General features: G+C 62.9%; 14 protein-coding genes and 1 tRNA gene. 10 read left to right on the top strand and 5 right to left on the bottom strand.

The window, feature by feature from the left end:
- The first annotated feature begins 8 nt into the window (after positions 1–8).
- From gap to GGR38_RS07670, 5 genes are all read left to right on the top strand, one after another.
- Entirely contained in the window at positions 9–1016 is a 1008-nt protein-coding gene (gene gap, locus GGR38_RS07690) for a type I glyceraldehyde-3-phosphate dehydrogenase (RefSeq protein WP_168602655.1), read from the top strand.
- Between the two features lie 72 nt (positions 1017–1088).
- On the top strand, positions 1089–2285 hold the full coding sequence (locus GGR38_RS07685; protein WP_183624238.1) for a phosphoglycerate kinase: 1197 nt from the start codon (positions 1089–1091) through the stop codon (positions 2283–2285).
- Positions 2286–2422: 137 nt separating this feature from the next.
- Positions 2423–3334, top strand: a complete 912-nt coding sequence (locus tag GGR38_RS07680; RefSeq protein ID WP_183624236.1) for a class I fructose-bisphosphate aldolase — start codon at positions 2423–2425, stop codon at positions 3332–3334.
- 79 nt (positions 3335–3413) lie between these two features.
- Positions 3414–4091, top strand: coding sequence for a thiamine phosphate synthase (gene thiE / locus GGR38_RS07675; RefSeq protein WP_183624234.1), 678 nt, complete (start codon positions 3414–3416; stop codon positions 4089–4091).
- A gap of 63 nt (positions 4092–4154) precedes the next feature.
- Positions 4155–6137, top strand: a complete 1983-nt coding sequence (locus tag GGR38_RS07670; RefSeq protein WP_183624232.1) for an OPT family oligopeptide transporter — start codon at positions 4155–4157, stop codon at positions 6135–6137.
- A gap of 9 nt (positions 6138–6146) precedes the next feature.
- Here GGR38_RS07670 and GGR38_RS07665 read toward each other — a convergent pair whose 3' ends face one another.
- The gene (locus GGR38_RS07665; protein ID WP_183624230.1) at positions 6147–6500 is read right to left on the bottom strand and encodes a hypothetical protein; all 354 of its coding nucleotides are present in this window, start codon (positions 6498–6500) and stop codon (positions 6147–6149) included.
- A 102-nt stretch (positions 6501–6602) separates the two neighbouring features.
- On the opposite strand from GGR38_RS07665, the gene efp reads away from it, so the two are divergent.
- The 3 genes from efp to GGR38_RS07650 all read left to right on the top strand — a co-directional run bounded on the left by efp (position 6603) and on the right by GGR38_RS07650 (position 8178).
- On the top strand, positions 6603–7166 hold the full coding sequence (gene efp, locus GGR38_RS07660; protein ID WP_183624228.1) for an elongation factor P: 564 nt from the start codon (positions 6603–6605) through the stop codon (positions 7164–7166).
- A 2-nt stretch (positions 7167–7168) separates the two neighbouring features.
- Positions 7169–8005, top strand: a complete 837-nt coding sequence (locus tag GGR38_RS07655) for an inositol monophosphatase family protein (RefSeq protein ID WP_168602662.1) — start codon at positions 7169–7171, stop codon at positions 8003–8005.
- 89 nt (positions 8006–8094) lie between these two features.
- Positions 8095–8178, top strand: a tRNA-Leu gene (locus GGR38_RS07650).
- Positions 8179–8242: 64 nt separating this feature from the next.
- On the opposite strand, the gene GGR38_RS07645 is transcribed toward GGR38_RS07650, so the two are convergent.
- From GGR38_RS07645 to GGR38_RS07630, 4 genes are all read right to left on the bottom strand, one after another.
- The gene (locus tag GGR38_RS07645) at positions 8243–8773 is read right to left on the bottom strand and encodes a GNAT family N-acetyltransferase (protein WP_183624574.1); all 531 of its coding nucleotides are present in this window, start codon (positions 8771–8773) and stop codon (positions 8243–8245) included.
- 2 nt (positions 8774–8775) lie between these two features.
- Positions 8776–9720, bottom strand: a complete 945-nt coding sequence (locus GGR38_RS07640) for an asparaginase (protein ID WP_183624226.1) — start codon at positions 9718–9720, stop codon at positions 8776–8778.
- Between the two features lie 56 nt (positions 9721–9776).
- The gene (locus GGR38_RS07635) at positions 9777–11978 is read right to left on the bottom strand and encodes a TonB-dependent receptor (RefSeq protein WP_183624223.1); all 2202 of its coding nucleotides are present in this window, start codon (positions 11976–11978) and stop codon (positions 9777–9779) included.
- A 78-nt stretch (positions 11979–12056) separates the two neighbouring features.
- Complete coding sequence (locus tag GGR38_RS07630) at positions 12057–12461, bottom strand: hypothetical protein (protein ID WP_221227039.1); 405 nt, start codon at positions 12459–12461, stop codon at positions 12057–12059.
- A 235-nt stretch (positions 12462–12696) separates the two neighbouring features.
- Here GGR38_RS07630 and GGR38_RS07625 point away from each other — a divergent pair, with 235 nt between their 5' ends.
- Positions 12697–13806, top strand: coding sequence for a hydrogenase small subunit (locus tag GGR38_RS07625; RefSeq protein WP_183624221.1), 1110 nt, complete (start codon positions 12697–12699; stop codon positions 13804–13806).
- Entirely contained in the window at positions 13806–15605 is a 1800-nt protein-coding gene (locus tag GGR38_RS07620; RefSeq protein ID WP_183624219.1) for a nickel-dependent hydrogenase large subunit, read from the top strand. The genes GGR38_RS07625 and GGR38_RS07620 overlap by 1 nt, the downstream gene beginning before the upstream one ends.
- The last annotated feature ends 2 nt before the right edge of the window (positions 15606–15607 follow it).

Genomic DNA, 15607 nt, shown 5'->3' with positions numbered 1-15607 from the left:
GGATATTCATGGCTGTGAAGGTTGCCATCAATGGTTTCGGTCGTATCGGGCGCAATGTGGCCCGCGCCATTCTGGAGCGTCCCGATTGCGGGCTTGAACTGGTTTCGATCAACGATCTGGCCGATGCCAAGGCCAATGCCCGTCTTTTCAAGCATGACAGCGTGCATGGCACTTTCTCGGGCACCGTCGAAGTGGACGGCAACGACCTGATCCTGAACGGCAAGCGCGTTCAGGTGACCGCCGAGAAGGACCCCGCCAACCTGCCGCATGCCGCCAATGGCATCGACATTGCGCTGGAATGCACCGGCTTCTTCGTCGACCGCGATTCGGCCGGCAAGCACCTGACGGCAGGCGCCAAGCGCGTGCTGATCTCGGCGCCCGCCAAGAAGGTCGACAAGACCGTGGTGTTCGGCGTGAACCATGAAACGCTGACCGCTGACGACCTGATCGTCTCGAACGCTTCGTGCACCACCAACTGCCTGGCGCCTTTTGCCAAGGTTCTGCATGAATCGATTGGTATCGAGCGTGGCCTGATGACCACGATCCACTCGTACACCAACGACCAGAAGATCCTGGACCAGATCCACAAGGATCCGCGTCGCGCTCGCGCCGCTGCCTTGAACATGATCCCGACCTCGACCGGCGCTGCTGTGGCCGTGGGCGAAGTGCTGCCCGAACTGAAGGGCAAGCTGGACGGTTCGTCGATCCGCGTGCCGACCCCGAACGTTTCGGTCGTCGACCTGACGTTCCAGCCCAAGCGCGACACGACCATCGAGGAAGTGAACGCTCTGCTCAAGGCTGCTGCTGAAGGTCCGCTCAAGGGCGTGCTGGGCTATACCGAAGAGCCGCTGGTTTCGATCGACTTCAACCACGATCCGCATTCCTCGACCATCGACGCGCTGGAAACGGCTGTCATCGACGGCAAGCTGGTGCGTGTGCTGAGCTGGTACGACAACGAGTGGGGCTTCTCGAACCGCATGCTGGACACGGCAGGCGCGATGGCCAAGTTCCTCTGATGGAACACCGGGGCGGGAAGGGAAACCTTTCCGCCCTTTGTTTCTGGGGTTCTGATAATTTAGGGGTTAGAGATGGCTTTTCGTAAGCTCGACGATCTGGGCGATGTGAGCGGCAAGGTCGCGCTGGTGCGCGTCGATTTCAATCTGCCGATGAAGGATGGCGCGGTCACGGAAGACACGCGCGTGCGCGCTGTTGCGCCCACCATTCTGGAACTGGCCGACAAGGGCGCCAAGGTGCTGCTGCTGGCGCATTTCGGCCGTCCCAAGGGCAATCGCGTGGCGGATCAGTCGCTGTCGCTGGTCGTGGGCGCGGTGGAAAAGGTGTTGGGCCGCGAAGTGATGTTCGTGCCCGAAGTGGCGGGCGATGTGGTCAAGCAGGCTGCGGGCATCCTGCGCGCGGGCGACATTGCTTTGCTGGAAAACACCCGTTTCTGGCCCGGCGAGGAAAAGAACGACCCCGAGTTGGTGAAAGCCATTGCCGAGGTTGGCGATTTCTACGTCAATGATGCTTTTTCGGCGGCGCATCGCGCGCATGCCAGCACCGAAGGTCTGGCCCATGTGCTGCCAGCCTATGCCGGTCGTTCGATGCAGGCCGAGCTTGAGGCGCTGGAAAATGCGCTTGGTCAGCCGGTGCGCCCGGTGGCCGCCGTTGTCGGCGGGGCCAAGGTGTCGAGCAAGCTTGATGTGTTGAAGCATCTGGTGACCAAGGTTGACCACCTCATCATCGGCGGCGGCATGGCAAACACCTTCCTGGCCGCGCGCGGCGTGGATGTGGGCAAGAGCCTGTGCGAGCACGATCTGGCCGCCACGGCCGAAGAGATCATGGAAGCGGCGGACGCTGCCGGTTGCACTGTGCATCTGCCCTATGAAGTGGTGGTGTCGAAGGAATTTGCCGCCAATCCGCCTTCGCTGCGCACCTGCAACGTGCATGAAGTGGCCGCTGATGAGATGATCCTCGACGTAGGCCCCAGCGCGGTTGAGGCGCTGGCCGATGCGCTGAAAACCTGCAAGACGCTGGTGTGGAACGGGCCGATGGGCGCGTTTGAAACCGTGCCTTTCGACGCGGCGACCGTGGCTTTGGCCCAGATCGCCGCGGCGCTGACCAAGGAAGGTTCGCTGGTTTCGGTGGCGGGCGGCGGCGATACCGTTGCTGCGCTGCATCATGCCGGGGTGGCGGGGGACTTCTCCTATATCTCGACCGCAGGCGGCGCTTTCCTTGAATGGATGGAAGGCCGCGAACTGCCGGGCGTCAAGGCGCTCGAAATCTAAATAAATTCGCCCGCTCGGTTGCAGTGCAGCAGTTGCATTGCAAAACCGGGCGGGCTATTTCAGACCGGCCGCGCATACCTATGCAATCTTTTACGCATAGGTATGAACAACAGGCCTTAACCAACAGGGAAACACGCATGACCACCAAGGTTGTCCAGAAGATCCTCAGCAATTACGAATCCGACAATCCCGGCGTTAAGGCCAATCTTTATCGCATGCTCAATCAGGGCAAGCTGGGCGGCACGGGCAAGATGATCATTCTGCCGGTGGATCAGGGCTTTGAACATGGCCCGGCACGCAGCTTCTCGGTCAACCCCGACGCCTATGATCCGCATTACCACTATCAGCTCGCCATCGACGCAGGGCTTTCGGCCTATGCCGCGCCGCTGGGCATGCTGGAGGCGGGCGCCGACAAGTTTGCCGGCCAGATCCCGACGATCCTCAAGGTCAACAGCTCGAACAGCTGGGGTACGGCGGCCAATCAGGCGCTGACGGGCGGCGTTGACGATGCGCTGCGTCTGGGCTGCTCGGCGATTGGTTTCACGATCTATCCCGGCTCGGACGATGTGTTCGAGATGATCGAAGAGATCAAGGAACTGCGCAACGAAGCGGCCAGCGTCGGCATCGCCACGGTGATCTGGTCCTATCCGCGCGGCGGCAAGCTGCCCAAGAGCGGCGAACTGGCCTTGGACGTGGGCGCCTATGCTGCGCATATCGCGGCGCTGATCGGCGCGCATATCATCAAGGTCAAGCTGCCCAGCAACCACATTGAGCAGGCCGAAGCCAAGCCCTGCTATGAGGGCACCGACTGGTCGGCGCAGTCTGATCGCGTCAAGCATGTGGTCCAGTCGTGCTTCAACGGCCGCCGCATCGTGATCTTCTCGGGCGGGGCCACCAAGGGCGCCGACGCGGTCTATCAGGACGCGCGCGACATTCGCGATGGCGGCGGCAATGGTTCGATCATCGGCCGCAACACGTTCCAGCGCCCGCGTGACGAAGCGCTGGCCATGCTGGGCAAGCTGGTGAACATCTACAAGGGCAAGGAATAATCCTCAGTCTCTTGGGTGAAGCAAAAGACGCGGGGGCCGACACTGGCCTCCGCGTTTTTTATGCGGTATGGGCGCGGACATGACTGACGCACCGACCTTTGAACACACCCGCGCTCCCACGCAGCTTTATCTGATCTCGCCCGCCGATGTGGGCGGCGATTTTCCCGAAAGGCTGGCGCGCGCTCTGGATGCGGGCCTCAAGGGGCGTCACCGGATCGCGGCTTTCCAGTTTCGCGTGAAGGACATCGACGATCACGCTGCCGCGCGTCTGGCCGCGCCCTTGCAGGCCATTTGCGCCGAGCGCGAGATCGCCTTCATCGTCAACGATTCGCTCACGCTGGCCAAGCGCCTGAATGCCGATGGCGTGCATCTGGGGCAGGACGATCTGGCCCGCGAAGGCGGCGTCAAAGTGGCGCGTCAGGAATTGGGACAGGATGCGCAGATCGGCGTGACCTGCCACAACAGCCGCCATCTGGCGCTGGAAGCGGGCGAGGCCGGGGCCGATTACGTGGCTTTTGGCGCCTATTACCCCACCGCCACCAAAGAGGTCGAGCATTATGCCGAGCCGGACCTGCTGACCTGGTGGCAGGGCCTGTTTGAAATTCCCTGCGTTGCGATTGGCGGGATTACGGCGGAAAACGCCGCGCCGCTGGTGCGCGCGGGGGCCGATTTCCTCGCCGTTTCGGGTGCGGTGTGGAACGGTGATGAGGTTGCGAATGTCAAAGCCTTGATGGATGCTATCCTGGCCGCGCAATAAAGTTGTTGAAGAGCATGTCGGCTGCCCCTTTCCCAAGGGGCGCCGGCGTGTCAGAACATGGGCATGACCCAAGCCAATCCTGAAGGCGCGAATAAGCGCGAACTGACCCTGCGCGGCATCGTGCTGGGCGCCTTGCTCACCATCGTGTTCACGGCGGCCAATGTCTATCTCGGGCTGAAGATCGGCCTGACCTTTGCCACATCGATCCCGGCGGCGGTGATCTCGATGGCGGTGCTGCGCCATTTTTCGGGCGCGACCATTCAGGAAAACAACATCGTCCAGACCATCGCCAGCGCGGCGGGGACGCTCAGCGCGATCATCTTCGTGCTGCCGGGCCTGATCATGATCGGTTGGTGGGTGGATTTCCCTTACTGGCAATCGGTCGCGGTGATCGGCGTGGGCGGCATTCTGGGGGTGATGTATTCGGTCCCCCTGCGCCGCGCTTTGGTGACGGGCAGCGATCTGCCCTATCCCGAAGGCGTGGCGGCGGCCGAGGTGCTGAAAGTCGGCGCTGGCGTCGGCGGCGAGGAGGAGAACCGCAAGGGACTGGCCGCCATCGTGCTGGGTTCGGGCGTGTCGGTGGGTTATACTCTGCTCGCCAAGATGGGCGTGGTGGCCGAGGAAGCCTCGCGCGTCTTCCGCTTTGGCGCTGGCGCTTCGGGCGTTTCGACCAGTTTCAGCCTTGCTTTGATTGGCGTGGGCCATCTGGTCGGCTTGACGGTGGGCATTGCGATGCTGATCGGCATGCTCATCAGTTGGGTCGTGCTGGTGCCGCATTATACGGCGGGCGGGGTTCCTGCGACGCATGAGTTGGCCGGTTTCGTCTCCGGCGTGTTCAAGAGCAAGGTGCGCTTCATCGGCGCCGGAACGATTGGCGTGGCGGCGGTCTGGACGCTGCTGCGCGTGATCGGGCCGATTGTGAAGGGCATCACGGGCGCTTTGGCGGCGCAGCGGGCGCGCAAATCGGGGCAGGGCGGGGCGCTGGCCTTGAGTGAACAGGACCTGCCGATTGGCCTTGTGGGCGCGGTGATTGCCGCCTCGATGGTGCCGATCGGGCTGCTGCTGGCCGGTTTCGCCTCGGGCGGGCCGATTGAGGCGCATTTCGTGCCGGTGCTTGTGCTGACCGTGCTTTACGTGCTGTTGATCGGCATCGTGATCGCCTCTGTCTGCGGCTATATGGCGGGCCTGATCGGCGCGTCGAACAGCCCGATTTCGGGTACGGGGATCATCTCCGCGCTAGGCATCGCGTTGCTCTTGGCCGCGATCTTTGGCCGGGGCATCGCACCCGAGGCGACCCGTGCGCTGGTGGCCTTTGCGCTGTTCGTCACGGCCATCGTGTTTGGCGTGGCGACGATTTCTAACGACAACCTGCAAGACCTGAAAACCGGCGAGCTGATCGGCGCGACGCCCTGGCGACAGCAAATCGCGCTGGTGCTGGGCGTGGTGTTCGGCGCGTTGGTGATCCCGCCGGTGCTCAGCCTGCTCAACACCACCTTCGGTTTTCAGGGCGCCGCCAATGCCGGACCCGAAGCGCTGGCCGCCCCGCAGGCCGCGTTGATTTCGGCAATTGCGCAGGGCGTTTTGGGCGGCAGTCTCGACTGGGGCCTGATCGGCATCGGCGCGGGGATCGGTGTGGTGGCCGTCATCATCGACGAAGTGCTGCGCGCGATGAAGAAGGGCGCTCTGCCGCCCCTCGCGCTGGGCATGGGCATTTATCTGCCGATGGGGCTGACGCTGTTGATTCCCGTGGGGGCGATCATCGGGCGCATCTATGACAATTGGGCCAAGAAGAGCCGCGATCCTGAACTGGCCGAGCGGCTGGGCGTTTTGGCGGCCACAGGCCTGATTGCGGGCGAGAGCCTGTTTGGCGTGGTCTTTGCCGGGATCGCGGCCGCGCGCAACAGCCCGACCCCGCTGGAAATCATCGAGCCGGGCGATGTCGCCCTGCCGCTGGGTATGGTGATCTTTGCCGCCGCGCTGGTCTGGCTCTACACCAGCACCAAGCGCGCGGCGGCCCAGCGGACCACATGGCCGCTGGAGGATTAAGCGCCTAAATCAATAGCGATTATTGGCCACGCGGCGGATACAGCGAAGGTCGGTCTCCTTGCCTTCGCTGGTCAGCTTGCGCAGAAAATTCTCGCTGACCCGGCGGAACCGGTCGCCGCGCTTGGGGCCGGTGGTCATGTGGATCTCATCGCCCGTCGCCAGATACGACCCGCGCCCCTCGCTCGTGCTGTACATCGAGCCCTGGCGGATGGTGAAATCCTCCTCCGGGCGGCGCAATCCGGCAGCGGTCAGTGCGGTGCCGGGCATTTCGCAGACATATTCGCCGCGCCGCACGGTAAAGGCAGGCCCTTCCGGCCCCGCCAGAGCGGGCGTAGAAAAGACCGCAATTCCCGCTAATCCCAATGCACAGCATGATTGCCAGATGGCCTGAGGTCCGCTAAGGGCGCCCGACTGCGCTTTTGCGCCAAACTTATTTCTGCTCTTTTCCATCGAAGGTCAAACCCCATGAAGATCAGCGGCGTCGAAATCCGCCCCGGCAACATTATCGAGTATGAAAAGGGCATCTGGAAGGTCGCCAAGACCCAGCATACCCAGCCCGGCAAGGGCGGCGCTTTCATGCAGGTCGAGATGAAGAACCTGATCGACGGGCGCAAGACCAATGTGCGCTTTCGCAGCCAGGATACGGTGGAGAAAGTTCGTCTGGACACCAAGGATTTCCAGTTCCTCTATGCCGAGGGCGAGGATCTGGTGTTCATGGACGTGGAAACCTACGATCAGATCAACCTTTCCAAGGACATCATCGGTGATGCCTCGGCCTTCCTTCAGGACGGTATGACGGCGGTTCTCGAAATGTATGACGAACGCCCGATCAGCGTCCAGCTGCCCGAACAGGTCGAAGCCACCATCGTTGAAGCCGATGCCGTGGTGAAGGGCCAGACAGCCTCGTCGAGCTATAAGCCGGCCGTGCTGGACAATGGCGTGCGCATTCTCGTGCCGCCCCATATCGCTTCGGGCACCCGCATCGTGGTGAACGTTTACGAACGCACCTATGTCGGTAAGGCTGACTGAGTATGGCAATTTCCGGCCTGATCCGCGTGATGGAACGCGCCGCCCGCAAGGCCGGTCAGCGTTTGCGTCGCGACTTTGGCGAAGTGGAGCACCTTCAGGTGAGCCGCAAGGGTACGGCTGATTTCGTCAGCCGCGCCGACCAGCAGAGCGAACGCACGATCTATGACGAATTGCGCGCCGCGCGCCCCGACTGGGGCTTCGTGATGGAAGAGGGCGGGGTGATCGAAGGCGATCCTACCCGCCCGCGCTGGATCATCGACCCGCTCGATGGCACCAGCAATTTTCTGCACGGCATCCCGCATTTCGCCATTTCCATTGCCGCGCAGGAACCTGCCTTTGACGGCAAGGGCCCGGCGGGCGATGGTTGGGGCGATGTTATCGCCGGGATCATCTATCAGCCGATCACGGATGAAAGCTTCTGGGCGGAAAAGTCGCGCGGGGCATGGTTGCACGATCGCCGTCTGCGCGTGTCGGGCCGCCGTCATCTGGACGAGAGCCTGATCGCCACCGGCATTCCCTTTGCGGGCCATGGCGATCCGCTGGAATGGGCCAAGATCTATGCGGCGATCGCGCCGCAGGTGGCGGGCATTCGCCGTTTTGGCGCGGCCTCGCTCGATCTGGCCTGGGTGGCCGCGGGTCGTTACGAAGGTTTCTGGGAATCGAACCTGAAGCCTTGGGATTCGGCTGCCGGCTGCCTGCTGGTGCGTGAAGCCGGTGGCTTTGTCTCGAACTATCGCGGCCAATCGCTGCCGGTTTGCGACAAGGAAGTGCTGGCTGGCAATGACGCTCTCCACTCGCGTCTCCACAAGTTGCTTGTGGGCGCGTTGAAGGAAGGCTGATAAAAGCCATTGATCTGATGCGAAAGGATCGCTAGGCGGGGTGAACAGAGCCGCTGCGGCGATCCTTCGCAGATGGTTTTGGGAATAACGCCCCTGTGGTGGAATGGTAGACGCGTCCGACTCAAAATCGGATATCGAGAGATGTGCCCGTTCGAGTCGGGCCAGGGGCACCATTCCCTGATGAAAAAAGGGTCGGTTGATCACCGGCCCTTTTTCTTTGCTTACAAGATCTTGGGCTTACAGAACTTTGCCCATGCGCAGCAAAGGCACCTGAACCCCGTCGATAGGGGCGGAAAGCACTTCTTCGATGGGGCCATAGCCGCAGGAGCGGTAGAGGGGGACGCCCGCCATGGTCGCCATCATCTCGGTGCGTGCGAAACCGGCGGCGCGGGCGGCATCTTCGCACACCTGCATCACGCGGCGGCCGATGCCCTGTCGGGCGAAATCGGGGTTGGTGTACATCGCGCGAATCCGGGCGGCATCGCGCGCCGGGTCCAGCACTTCGGGTTCACGCGCCACCACGCTGGCATCGCCGCCATAAAGCGTGGCGCGATAGGACCAGCCGCCGCAGCCCGCCAGCACCCCATCCGATTCGACGAGGAAATAGGTGCCGTCCTTGATGAGCTGGGTATCCAGCCCCATCACATGGCGACTGGCGGTGATCTGTTCCGGGGTCAGAAATCCGGTTTGCAGATGGTCGATGGCCCGCGCCATCAGCGCGCGCAGATTGTCCAGATCGTCCATGATGGCGATGCGGTGGGTCAGCATGGTCAATGGGTTTCCGTATAGATGGCGCCGCGCGCGGCAAATTCGGCGGCAATATCGGCCACGCCCGCTGCGATCAGGGTGGAGAGCAAAATCCGCGCCTGAGTCGCGCCCAATCCGCCCGCAAAGATCGCGCCCGCTTCGGCAAGGCGCTGACCGCTGGCATAATCGGCGGCGGTCGAGCCTGTGGGGCAGCGCGAGGCGACCACCACCGGCACGCCCGCCTGCGCAATCGCCTGCGCCGCGCCCACGGAACCATTGCCGCGCCCCAGCGCCATCAGCACGATGCCCCGCGCGCCCGATGCCACTGCGGCTCGGATCATCGCGCCATCATCTCCGCCCGAAAGCGCGATGATCGGGCAGAAACCATCGGGCACGACCGGCGCCAAAGGCGCAAACCGGGGCAGGGGAGCAGGCGCGGTGATCGCCTCGCCCGAAGCCGTGCCCGCCGCCGCCCCGCGCCAGCCAAAGCCGTCGAGCGCCGAGGTGGCGTGCTTATAGACCAGCGCCGCCGGGATCAGATGCCCGGCAAAAGCCACCAGCGCGCCATGCGCCGCCAATTCCGGCGTGGCGGCGGCGCGCAGGGCGGCGGCCAGATTGCCCGGACCATCGCTGGCCGGATCGCTGATCGGCAGCATCGCCCCGGTGACGATCACGGGTTTGGTAAGGGGCAGCGACAGATCGATGAGATAGGCGGTTTCCTCCATCGCATCGGTGCCATGGGCCACGACAATGCCCGCCATCTCCGGCTCGGCCAATGCGGCCAGCACCGCATCGCGCACGCGGGCCATATCGGCCAGCGTCATATCCTCGGACAGGCCTGCGTAAACCTGCCGCACGACAGGCCCCGCCAGAGTTTTCCCAAGGCCGGAAGCGCCCCCGGCCAGCTTGCCGCCCGCATCGGGCAAGGAGGAGATAGTTCCCCCGGCGTCGATCAGAATGATGCTCATGGGCAAGCCTATGGCCGCGCCGCGCCGGGGGAACAAGGGGGCAAACTGCGAAGGCGCTACATCCGCCAGTCCACGCCTGCCGCAAAGCTGCGCTGGGGGAAGGGGTGGAAGAGGAAGTATTTGTCATTGTTGAGATTATCGACGCCAAGGCTGGCCTCGAAATGATCGGTGACGCGGAATAGGGCGCGCAGATCGATGACGAAATATTTGTTGAAGCCCTGATAGGTGTTGCCGATGATGTCGGAGTTGTCGAGCGTGGCGTAATTGCGGCTGGAATAGCGCGCCGCCGCGCTCAGGCTGAAGCGGGGCGTGGGATGCCATGTCACCACGGCGCTGGCCTTCCAGCGGGGGACGGAGGGCAGCAATTTGCCTTGAGCCGAGGGCAGGATGCTGTTCCGGCTGGTGATTGCTGCGGCATGGGTCAGGGTGGCCTGTAGGTCGAAGGCGCCAAGGATGTCGCGGCGCTCGGCGGCGATTTCGACCCCGCGCGCGCGGGTGCGCTCGACATTTTGCACATAGGTGGTGTTGGTCGCGCTGTTCAATTGCGAAATCAGCGCATTATCGACCACCTCGTTAAACAGGGCGATCCGGGCCGAGCCATGGAGCGCCTTATGCTCCAGCGCCAATTCGAGGCTGCGCGCGCGTTCGGGCAACAGGCCGGGGTTGGGATTGGCCAGCAAAGTGCCGGTGGTGACGGTCTGATACAGTTCGCCCACGGTGGGCATGCGAAAGGCTTGACCTGCCGAAAGCCGCGCGTTCCATTGCGACGCAAGGCGATATTCCAGCGCCGCCTTGGGGCTGAACCCGGCAAAGCTGCGCTCCGGTTGGACCAGCGTGGCGTTGATCGTGGAGGACAGCGTGGTGTTGACCCCGCCATAGGCGCGCCACCATTCCTGACGCCCGCCCAGCGTCAGCTTCACGCCAGAGGCAAGGCGGATTTCATCCTGCGCCCAGAGCGCGAAGGTCCGCGTATTGCCCCTGCTGGCCGAGCGCAATTGGCCAACCGCTGAGCTATTGTCGAGCCAGTTGGCGATGGAATAGGTGGCCGCATTCAGGGTTGTCCGGTCGAAATGCGCGCCAATGCTGATCCTCTGCCCCGCGCCCCAATTGCGGGCGATGCGTACGTCCAGCGTGGCCCAGCCGGTGCCTTCCTGACGCGCCATCGTACCCGCGCCGCCCGTAAACGCGCCGGGCAGGTCGTTGCGCGTGGCGATAAAACCGGTGCTGGCAATGCCGCTGGACGCATCGGGCGAGGGGTTGTTCTGAGCATCGCGTTCATAGCGATAGAGCGTGCCGATCACCTGCCAGTCGCGCCCCGTCAGGCTGAGCGCATGGGACAGGTGCAGCGCATCGCGGGCGTAGAGCGCGGAATTGAAGGCGGTGGTATAGGATTGGGTATAGGTCTGCACGCCGCCTTGCGTATCGTCGCGCCAGATGCCCAGAACATAGCGGGCTTGAACACTGGGTGTCAGGTCATAGGCGAATTTGGCCTTATAGGTGTCCTGAACGTGATGCTCGATGCCCCCTGCGCCCAGCACACGGATGGCAGCACCCGTGCGGTTGACATCGGCATAGCCCGCCGTGCCGCCGGTGGCGGTGATGAAGCTGACGGGCTGGCTGTTGGCGGTGGTGCGGGTGGCGCTGAGCAGCACCGAGAAACGGCCAAAGCGCTGGCCCAGCGAGCCGGAGAATTGCGCGGTCGGCAAGGTCTGGTCGGTGCCGTAATAGGAATAGGTCTGGATATTGGTCTGGGCCGAGAGGCGCGCCTCAAGCTTGTCCGGCATCCGGGTGGTGATATTGACCACAGTGCCGATCGAATTACCCGCATAGGCCGCCGAGAAGGGGCCGTAGATCACATCGACCCGCTCGATTTCCGCAGGCGTCACCAGACTCCAGCGCGGCGAGCCATTGCCATTGTTATTGCCGATCAGCGCCGACAGCAGCGCGCCATCGGCATAGATCAGGCTGCGCGCCGATGAGCCCAGCCCGCTGGTGCGCGTGGCGATGGGGGCGTAATTGTCGCCTATGTGGCGTTTGCGGATGATCAGGCTGGGCAGATATTTGAGCGTGTCCTCGACGCTGACGGCGTTAACCTGAGCAGCGATGGTGGCAGCGTCGACCGAGGCGGTGGAGGCGGCAGGTGTTGCGATGGCGGTGGCTTGGGCATTGACGATGATGGTGCGTTGGTCCTCATCACCGGCATAGGCAGGCGTGGCAAGCACGGCCACAGCTAGGGCCGCATAGGAAACAAAAGACATAAAACCCCCGAAACAGGCAGGCGCAAACGGGCGCGGCCAAAGGCGCGCCATGGCGTCATTCCGGCAAGCAAGGCCGGTTCAGGGGCGGGCAGGCGGCCCGCGCAAAGGGGGCCGGATCGCGCGTGCGCGGCGCAGCGGCAGAGCAGGCCGGGGCAAAAACCCCAGCGCCAGAATAAAGGCCAGCGCGGCGGCCAGCAGAAACCCGTCGGCCCCGCCCATCGCCGCGTCCGCCATCACGCCATAGTCGCAATGGTTCTTTACCCGCGCTGTGCCATCGTCGCGGCCGGGCAGGGTGATGCTGCGCGTGATCCTTTGGCCCAAAGAATCGGCGCAGATTTCCATAGTGAGCACCCGCGCCCGATGATCGGGCATATAGCCCGCCGGAACCCATGCGCGCACCAGCAGCGCCAGCGCCATAAAGGCGGCGGCCAGCCAGCGGTGGCTTTGGACAAGGCGGCGGATCGCATGCACGATCAAACGCATAGCCGTGCGCGGGCCTCGCGTCATCCGCTCGTTTCAAGACATATTGCCCCATGGCGGGTGGAAAGCGCGCGGGCATAAGTGGAAGGCAACTTGCCATCCGGATTGGTTCGCCAGTCGGGGATAATCCACCTTTCCCGCCAATATCCGTATCTGGCACAGGCCTTGCTTAACAATCCCCGCTGAAATCTTAACACGCAAATCCCCGTCAAGGGGAAACGTCCGGGGAAGAACACGCATGGCCACCGAGACATTTTACGATGTGATGCGCCGTCAGGGCATCACGAGGCGCAGCTTTACCAAGTTTTGCAGCCTGACTGCCGCAGCCTTGGGCCTGCCGCCCGCCGCCGCCGCGCAAATTCAGGATGCGATGGAAACCAAGCCGCGCATTCCCGTGCTGTGGCTGCATGGGCTGGAATGCACCTGCTGTTCGGAAAGCTTCATCCGTTCGGGCCATCCGCTGGCCAAGGACGTGATCCTTTCGATGATCAGCCTTGATTATGACGACACGATCATGGCCGCCGCCGGGCATCAGGCCGAGGCGATCATTCAGGAAACCATCAAGAAATATGATGGTAATTTCATTCTGGCCGTTGAGGGCAATCCACCGCTCAATCAGGAAGGGATGAGCTGCATCATCGGCGGGCGTCCGTTCCTTGAGCAATTGAAAGAGGCCGCCGACCATTGCAAGGCGATCATCAGCTGGGGATCGTGCGCAAGCTGGGGCTGCGTTCAGGCCGCGCGGCCCAATCCCACACAGGCGACCCCGGTGCATAAGGTGCCCGGTCTGCCCGCCAAGCCCATCATCAAGGTGCCGGGCTGCCCGCCGATCGCCGAGGTGATGACTGCGGTGATCGCCTATATCCTGACCTTTGAGCGATTCCCGGAGCTGGACCTTCAGGGCCGCCCCAAGATGTTCTATTCGCAGCGTATTCACGACAAATGCTATCGCCGCCCGCATTTCGACGCCGGGCAATTTGTCGAGAAATTCGATGATGAGGGCGCGCGCAAGGGCTATTGCCTTTACAAGGTCGGCTGCAAGGGGCCGACCACCTATAACGCCTGCTCGACGGTACGCTGGAACGGCGGCCTGTCCTTCCCCATTCAGGCGGGGCATCCCTGCATCGGCTGTTCGGAAGACGGCTTCTGGGACAAGGGTTCTTTCTATGAACGCCTGACCGACATCAAGGGTTTCGGCATCGAGGCCAATGCAGACCAGATCGGCGGGACCGCCGCGGGCGTGGTGGGCATTGCCGCGGCCGCCCATGCCGCCGCCAGCGCGGTCAAGCGCGCGCGCCAGAAGACCGGCGAAGACACCAAGAACAATGAACTTGAGGGACAGGACTGATGGCCACGATAGCCACGCCCAATGGCTTTAACCTCGACAGCAGCGGCAAGCGCGTTGTCGTCGATCCCGTCACCCGCATCGAAGGGCATATGCGCTGCGAGGTCAATCTCGACGCCAACAATGTGATCCGGAACGCCGTTTCCACCGGCACGATGTGGCGCGGCCTTGAAGTGATCCTGAAGGGCCGCGACCCGCGCGACGCATGGGCCTTTGTCCAGCGCATCTGCGGCGTCTGCACCGGCACCCATGCTTTGACCAGCGTGCGCGCGGTGGAAAATGCGCTGGGGATCGAGATTCCCGAAAACGCCAATTCGATCCGCAACATCATGCAATTGTCGCTGCAGGTGCATGACCATCTGGTGCATTTCTACCATCTGCACGCGCTCGATTGGGTGAACCCCGTCAATGCGCTCAAGGCCGATCCCAAGGCCACCAGCGAACTGCAGCAAAAAGTCTCGCCCAGCCATCCCAATTCCTCGCCCGGCTATTTCCGCGATGTGCAGACGCGCCTGCGCAAATTTGTCGAAAGCGGGCAATTGGGGCCGTTCAAGAATGGCTATTGGACGAACCCGGCCTATAAATTGCCGCCCGAAGCCGACCTTATGGCGGTGACGCATTACCTTGAAGCGCTGGATTTCCAGAAAGAAATCATGCGTGTGCGCACGATCTTCGGCGGCAAGGATATTCATCCCAACTGGCTGGTGGGGGGCGTGCCCTGCGCGATCAACATTGATGGCGATATGGCGGCGGGCGCGCCGATCAATATGGTCAGCCTCAACTATGTGGCCGACATCACCCAGCGCTGCATCGAATTCGTCGAGAATGTCTATATTCCCGACCTGATGGCCATCGCCTCCTATTACAAGGGCTGGCTCTATGGCGGCGGCCTGTCGAACAAGTCGCTGCTGGCCTATGGCGACATTCCCGACAAGGCCAATGATTACAGCCCCGCCAACCTGATGATGCCGCGCGGGGCGATCATCAACGGCAAGCTCTCCGAAGTTCACCCGGTTGATCTGACCGACCTGACGCAGGTGCAGGAATTTGTGCCGCATTCGTGGTACAAATATGAGGACGAGAGCAAGGGCCTGCACCCGTGGGATGGTGTGACCGAGCCGCATTACGAGCTGGGCAAGGGCGCCAAGGGCACCAGCACCCGCATCGAGGAAATCGACGAGAGCGCCAAATACAGCTGGATCAAGGCCCCGCGCTGGCGCGGCCATGCGATGGAGGTGGGGCCGCTGGCCCGCTATGTCATCGGCTATATGCAGGGCAACAAGGAGATCAAGGAGCAGGTCGATTGGGCGCTCAAAACGCTGGACGTGCCGATGGACGCCCTGTTCTCGACGCTGGGCCGCACCGCCGCACGCGGGCTGGAGGCGCAATGGGCCGCGCGCAAGCAGAAGTATTTCCTCGACAAGCTGATCGCCAATATCAAGGCGGGCGACACATCCACCGCCAACACCGCCAAATTCGACCCCAAGACCTGGCCCTCCGAGGTCAAGGGCGTTGGCTTTACCGAGGCGCCGCGCGGGGCCTTGGGCCACTGGATCCGCATAAAGGACGGCAAGATCGACAATTACCAATGCGTCGTGCCCACCACCTGGAACGGCAGCCCCCGCGACAACCAGGGCAACATCGGCGCCTTTGAGGCCAGCTTGATGAACACCAAGGTCGAGCGCGCCGAAGAGCCGGTGGAAATCCTGCGTACGCTGCACAGTTTTGACCCGTGCCTTGCCTGTTCGACCCATGTGATGGGGCCGGATGGGCAGGAAATGGCGCAGGTCAAGGTACGGTAACA

It is taken from the genome of Novosphingobium sediminicola (assembly GCF_014196525.1).
Classification (GTDB): domain Bacteria; phylum Pseudomonadota; class Alphaproteobacteria; order Sphingomonadales; family Sphingomonadaceae; genus Novosphingobium; species Novosphingobium sediminicola.
Note: the sequence above shows the minus strand (reverse complement) of the source record. Positions and strands in the feature narration are given on the sequence as shown.

Bases quoted from the DNA above. Each gene is read 5' to 3' on its own strand.
- gap (WP_168602655.1), top strand. From the start codon at position 9: ATGGCTGTGAAGGTTGCCATCAATGGTTTCGGTCGTATCGGGCGCAAT.
- GGR38_RS07685 (WP_183624238.1), top strand. From the start codon at position 1,089: ATGGCTTTTCGTAAGCTCGACGATCTGGGCGATGTGAGCGGCAAGGTC.
- GGR38_RS07680 (WP_183624236.1), top strand. From the start codon at position 2,423: ATGACCACCAAGGTTGTCCAGAAGATCCTCAGCAATTACGAATCCGAC.
- thiE (WP_183624234.1), top strand. From the start codon at position 3,414: ATGACTGACGCACCGACCTTTGAACACACCCGCGCTCCCACGCAGCTT.
- GGR38_RS07670 (WP_183624232.1), top strand. From the start codon at position 4,155: ATGACCCAAGCCAATCCTGAAGGCGCGAATAAGCGCGAACTGACCCTG.
- efp (WP_183624228.1), top strand. From the start codon at position 6,603: ATGAAGATCAGCGGCGTCGAAATCCGCCCCGGCAACATTATCGAGTAT.
- GGR38_RS07655 (WP_168602662.1), top strand. From the start codon at position 7,169: ATGGCAATTTCCGGCCTGATCCGCGTGATGGAACGCGCCGCCCGCAAG.
- GGR38_RS07645 (WP_183624574.1), bottom strand. From the start codon at position 8,773: ATGCTGACCCACCGCATCGCCATCATGGACGATCTGGACAATCTGCGC.
- GGR38_RS07640 (WP_183624226.1), bottom strand. From the start codon at position 9,720: ATGAGCATCATTCTGATCGACGCCGGGGGAACTATCTCCTCCTTGCCC.
- GGR38_RS07635 (WP_183624223.1), bottom strand. From the start codon at position 11,978: ATGTCTTTTGTTTCCTATGCGGCCCTAGCTGTGGCCGTGCTTGCCACG.
- GGR38_RS07630 (WP_221227039.1), bottom strand. From the start codon at position 12,461: ATGCGTTTGATCGTGCATGCGATCCGCCGCCTTGTCCAAAGCCACCGC.
- GGR38_RS07625 (WP_183624221.1), top strand. From the start codon at position 12,697: ATGGCCACCGAGACATTTTACGATGTGATGCGCCGTCAGGGCATCACG.
- GGR38_RS07620 (WP_183624219.1), top strand. From the start codon at position 13,806: ATGGCCACGATAGCCACGCCCAATGGCTTTAACCTCGACAGCAGCGGC.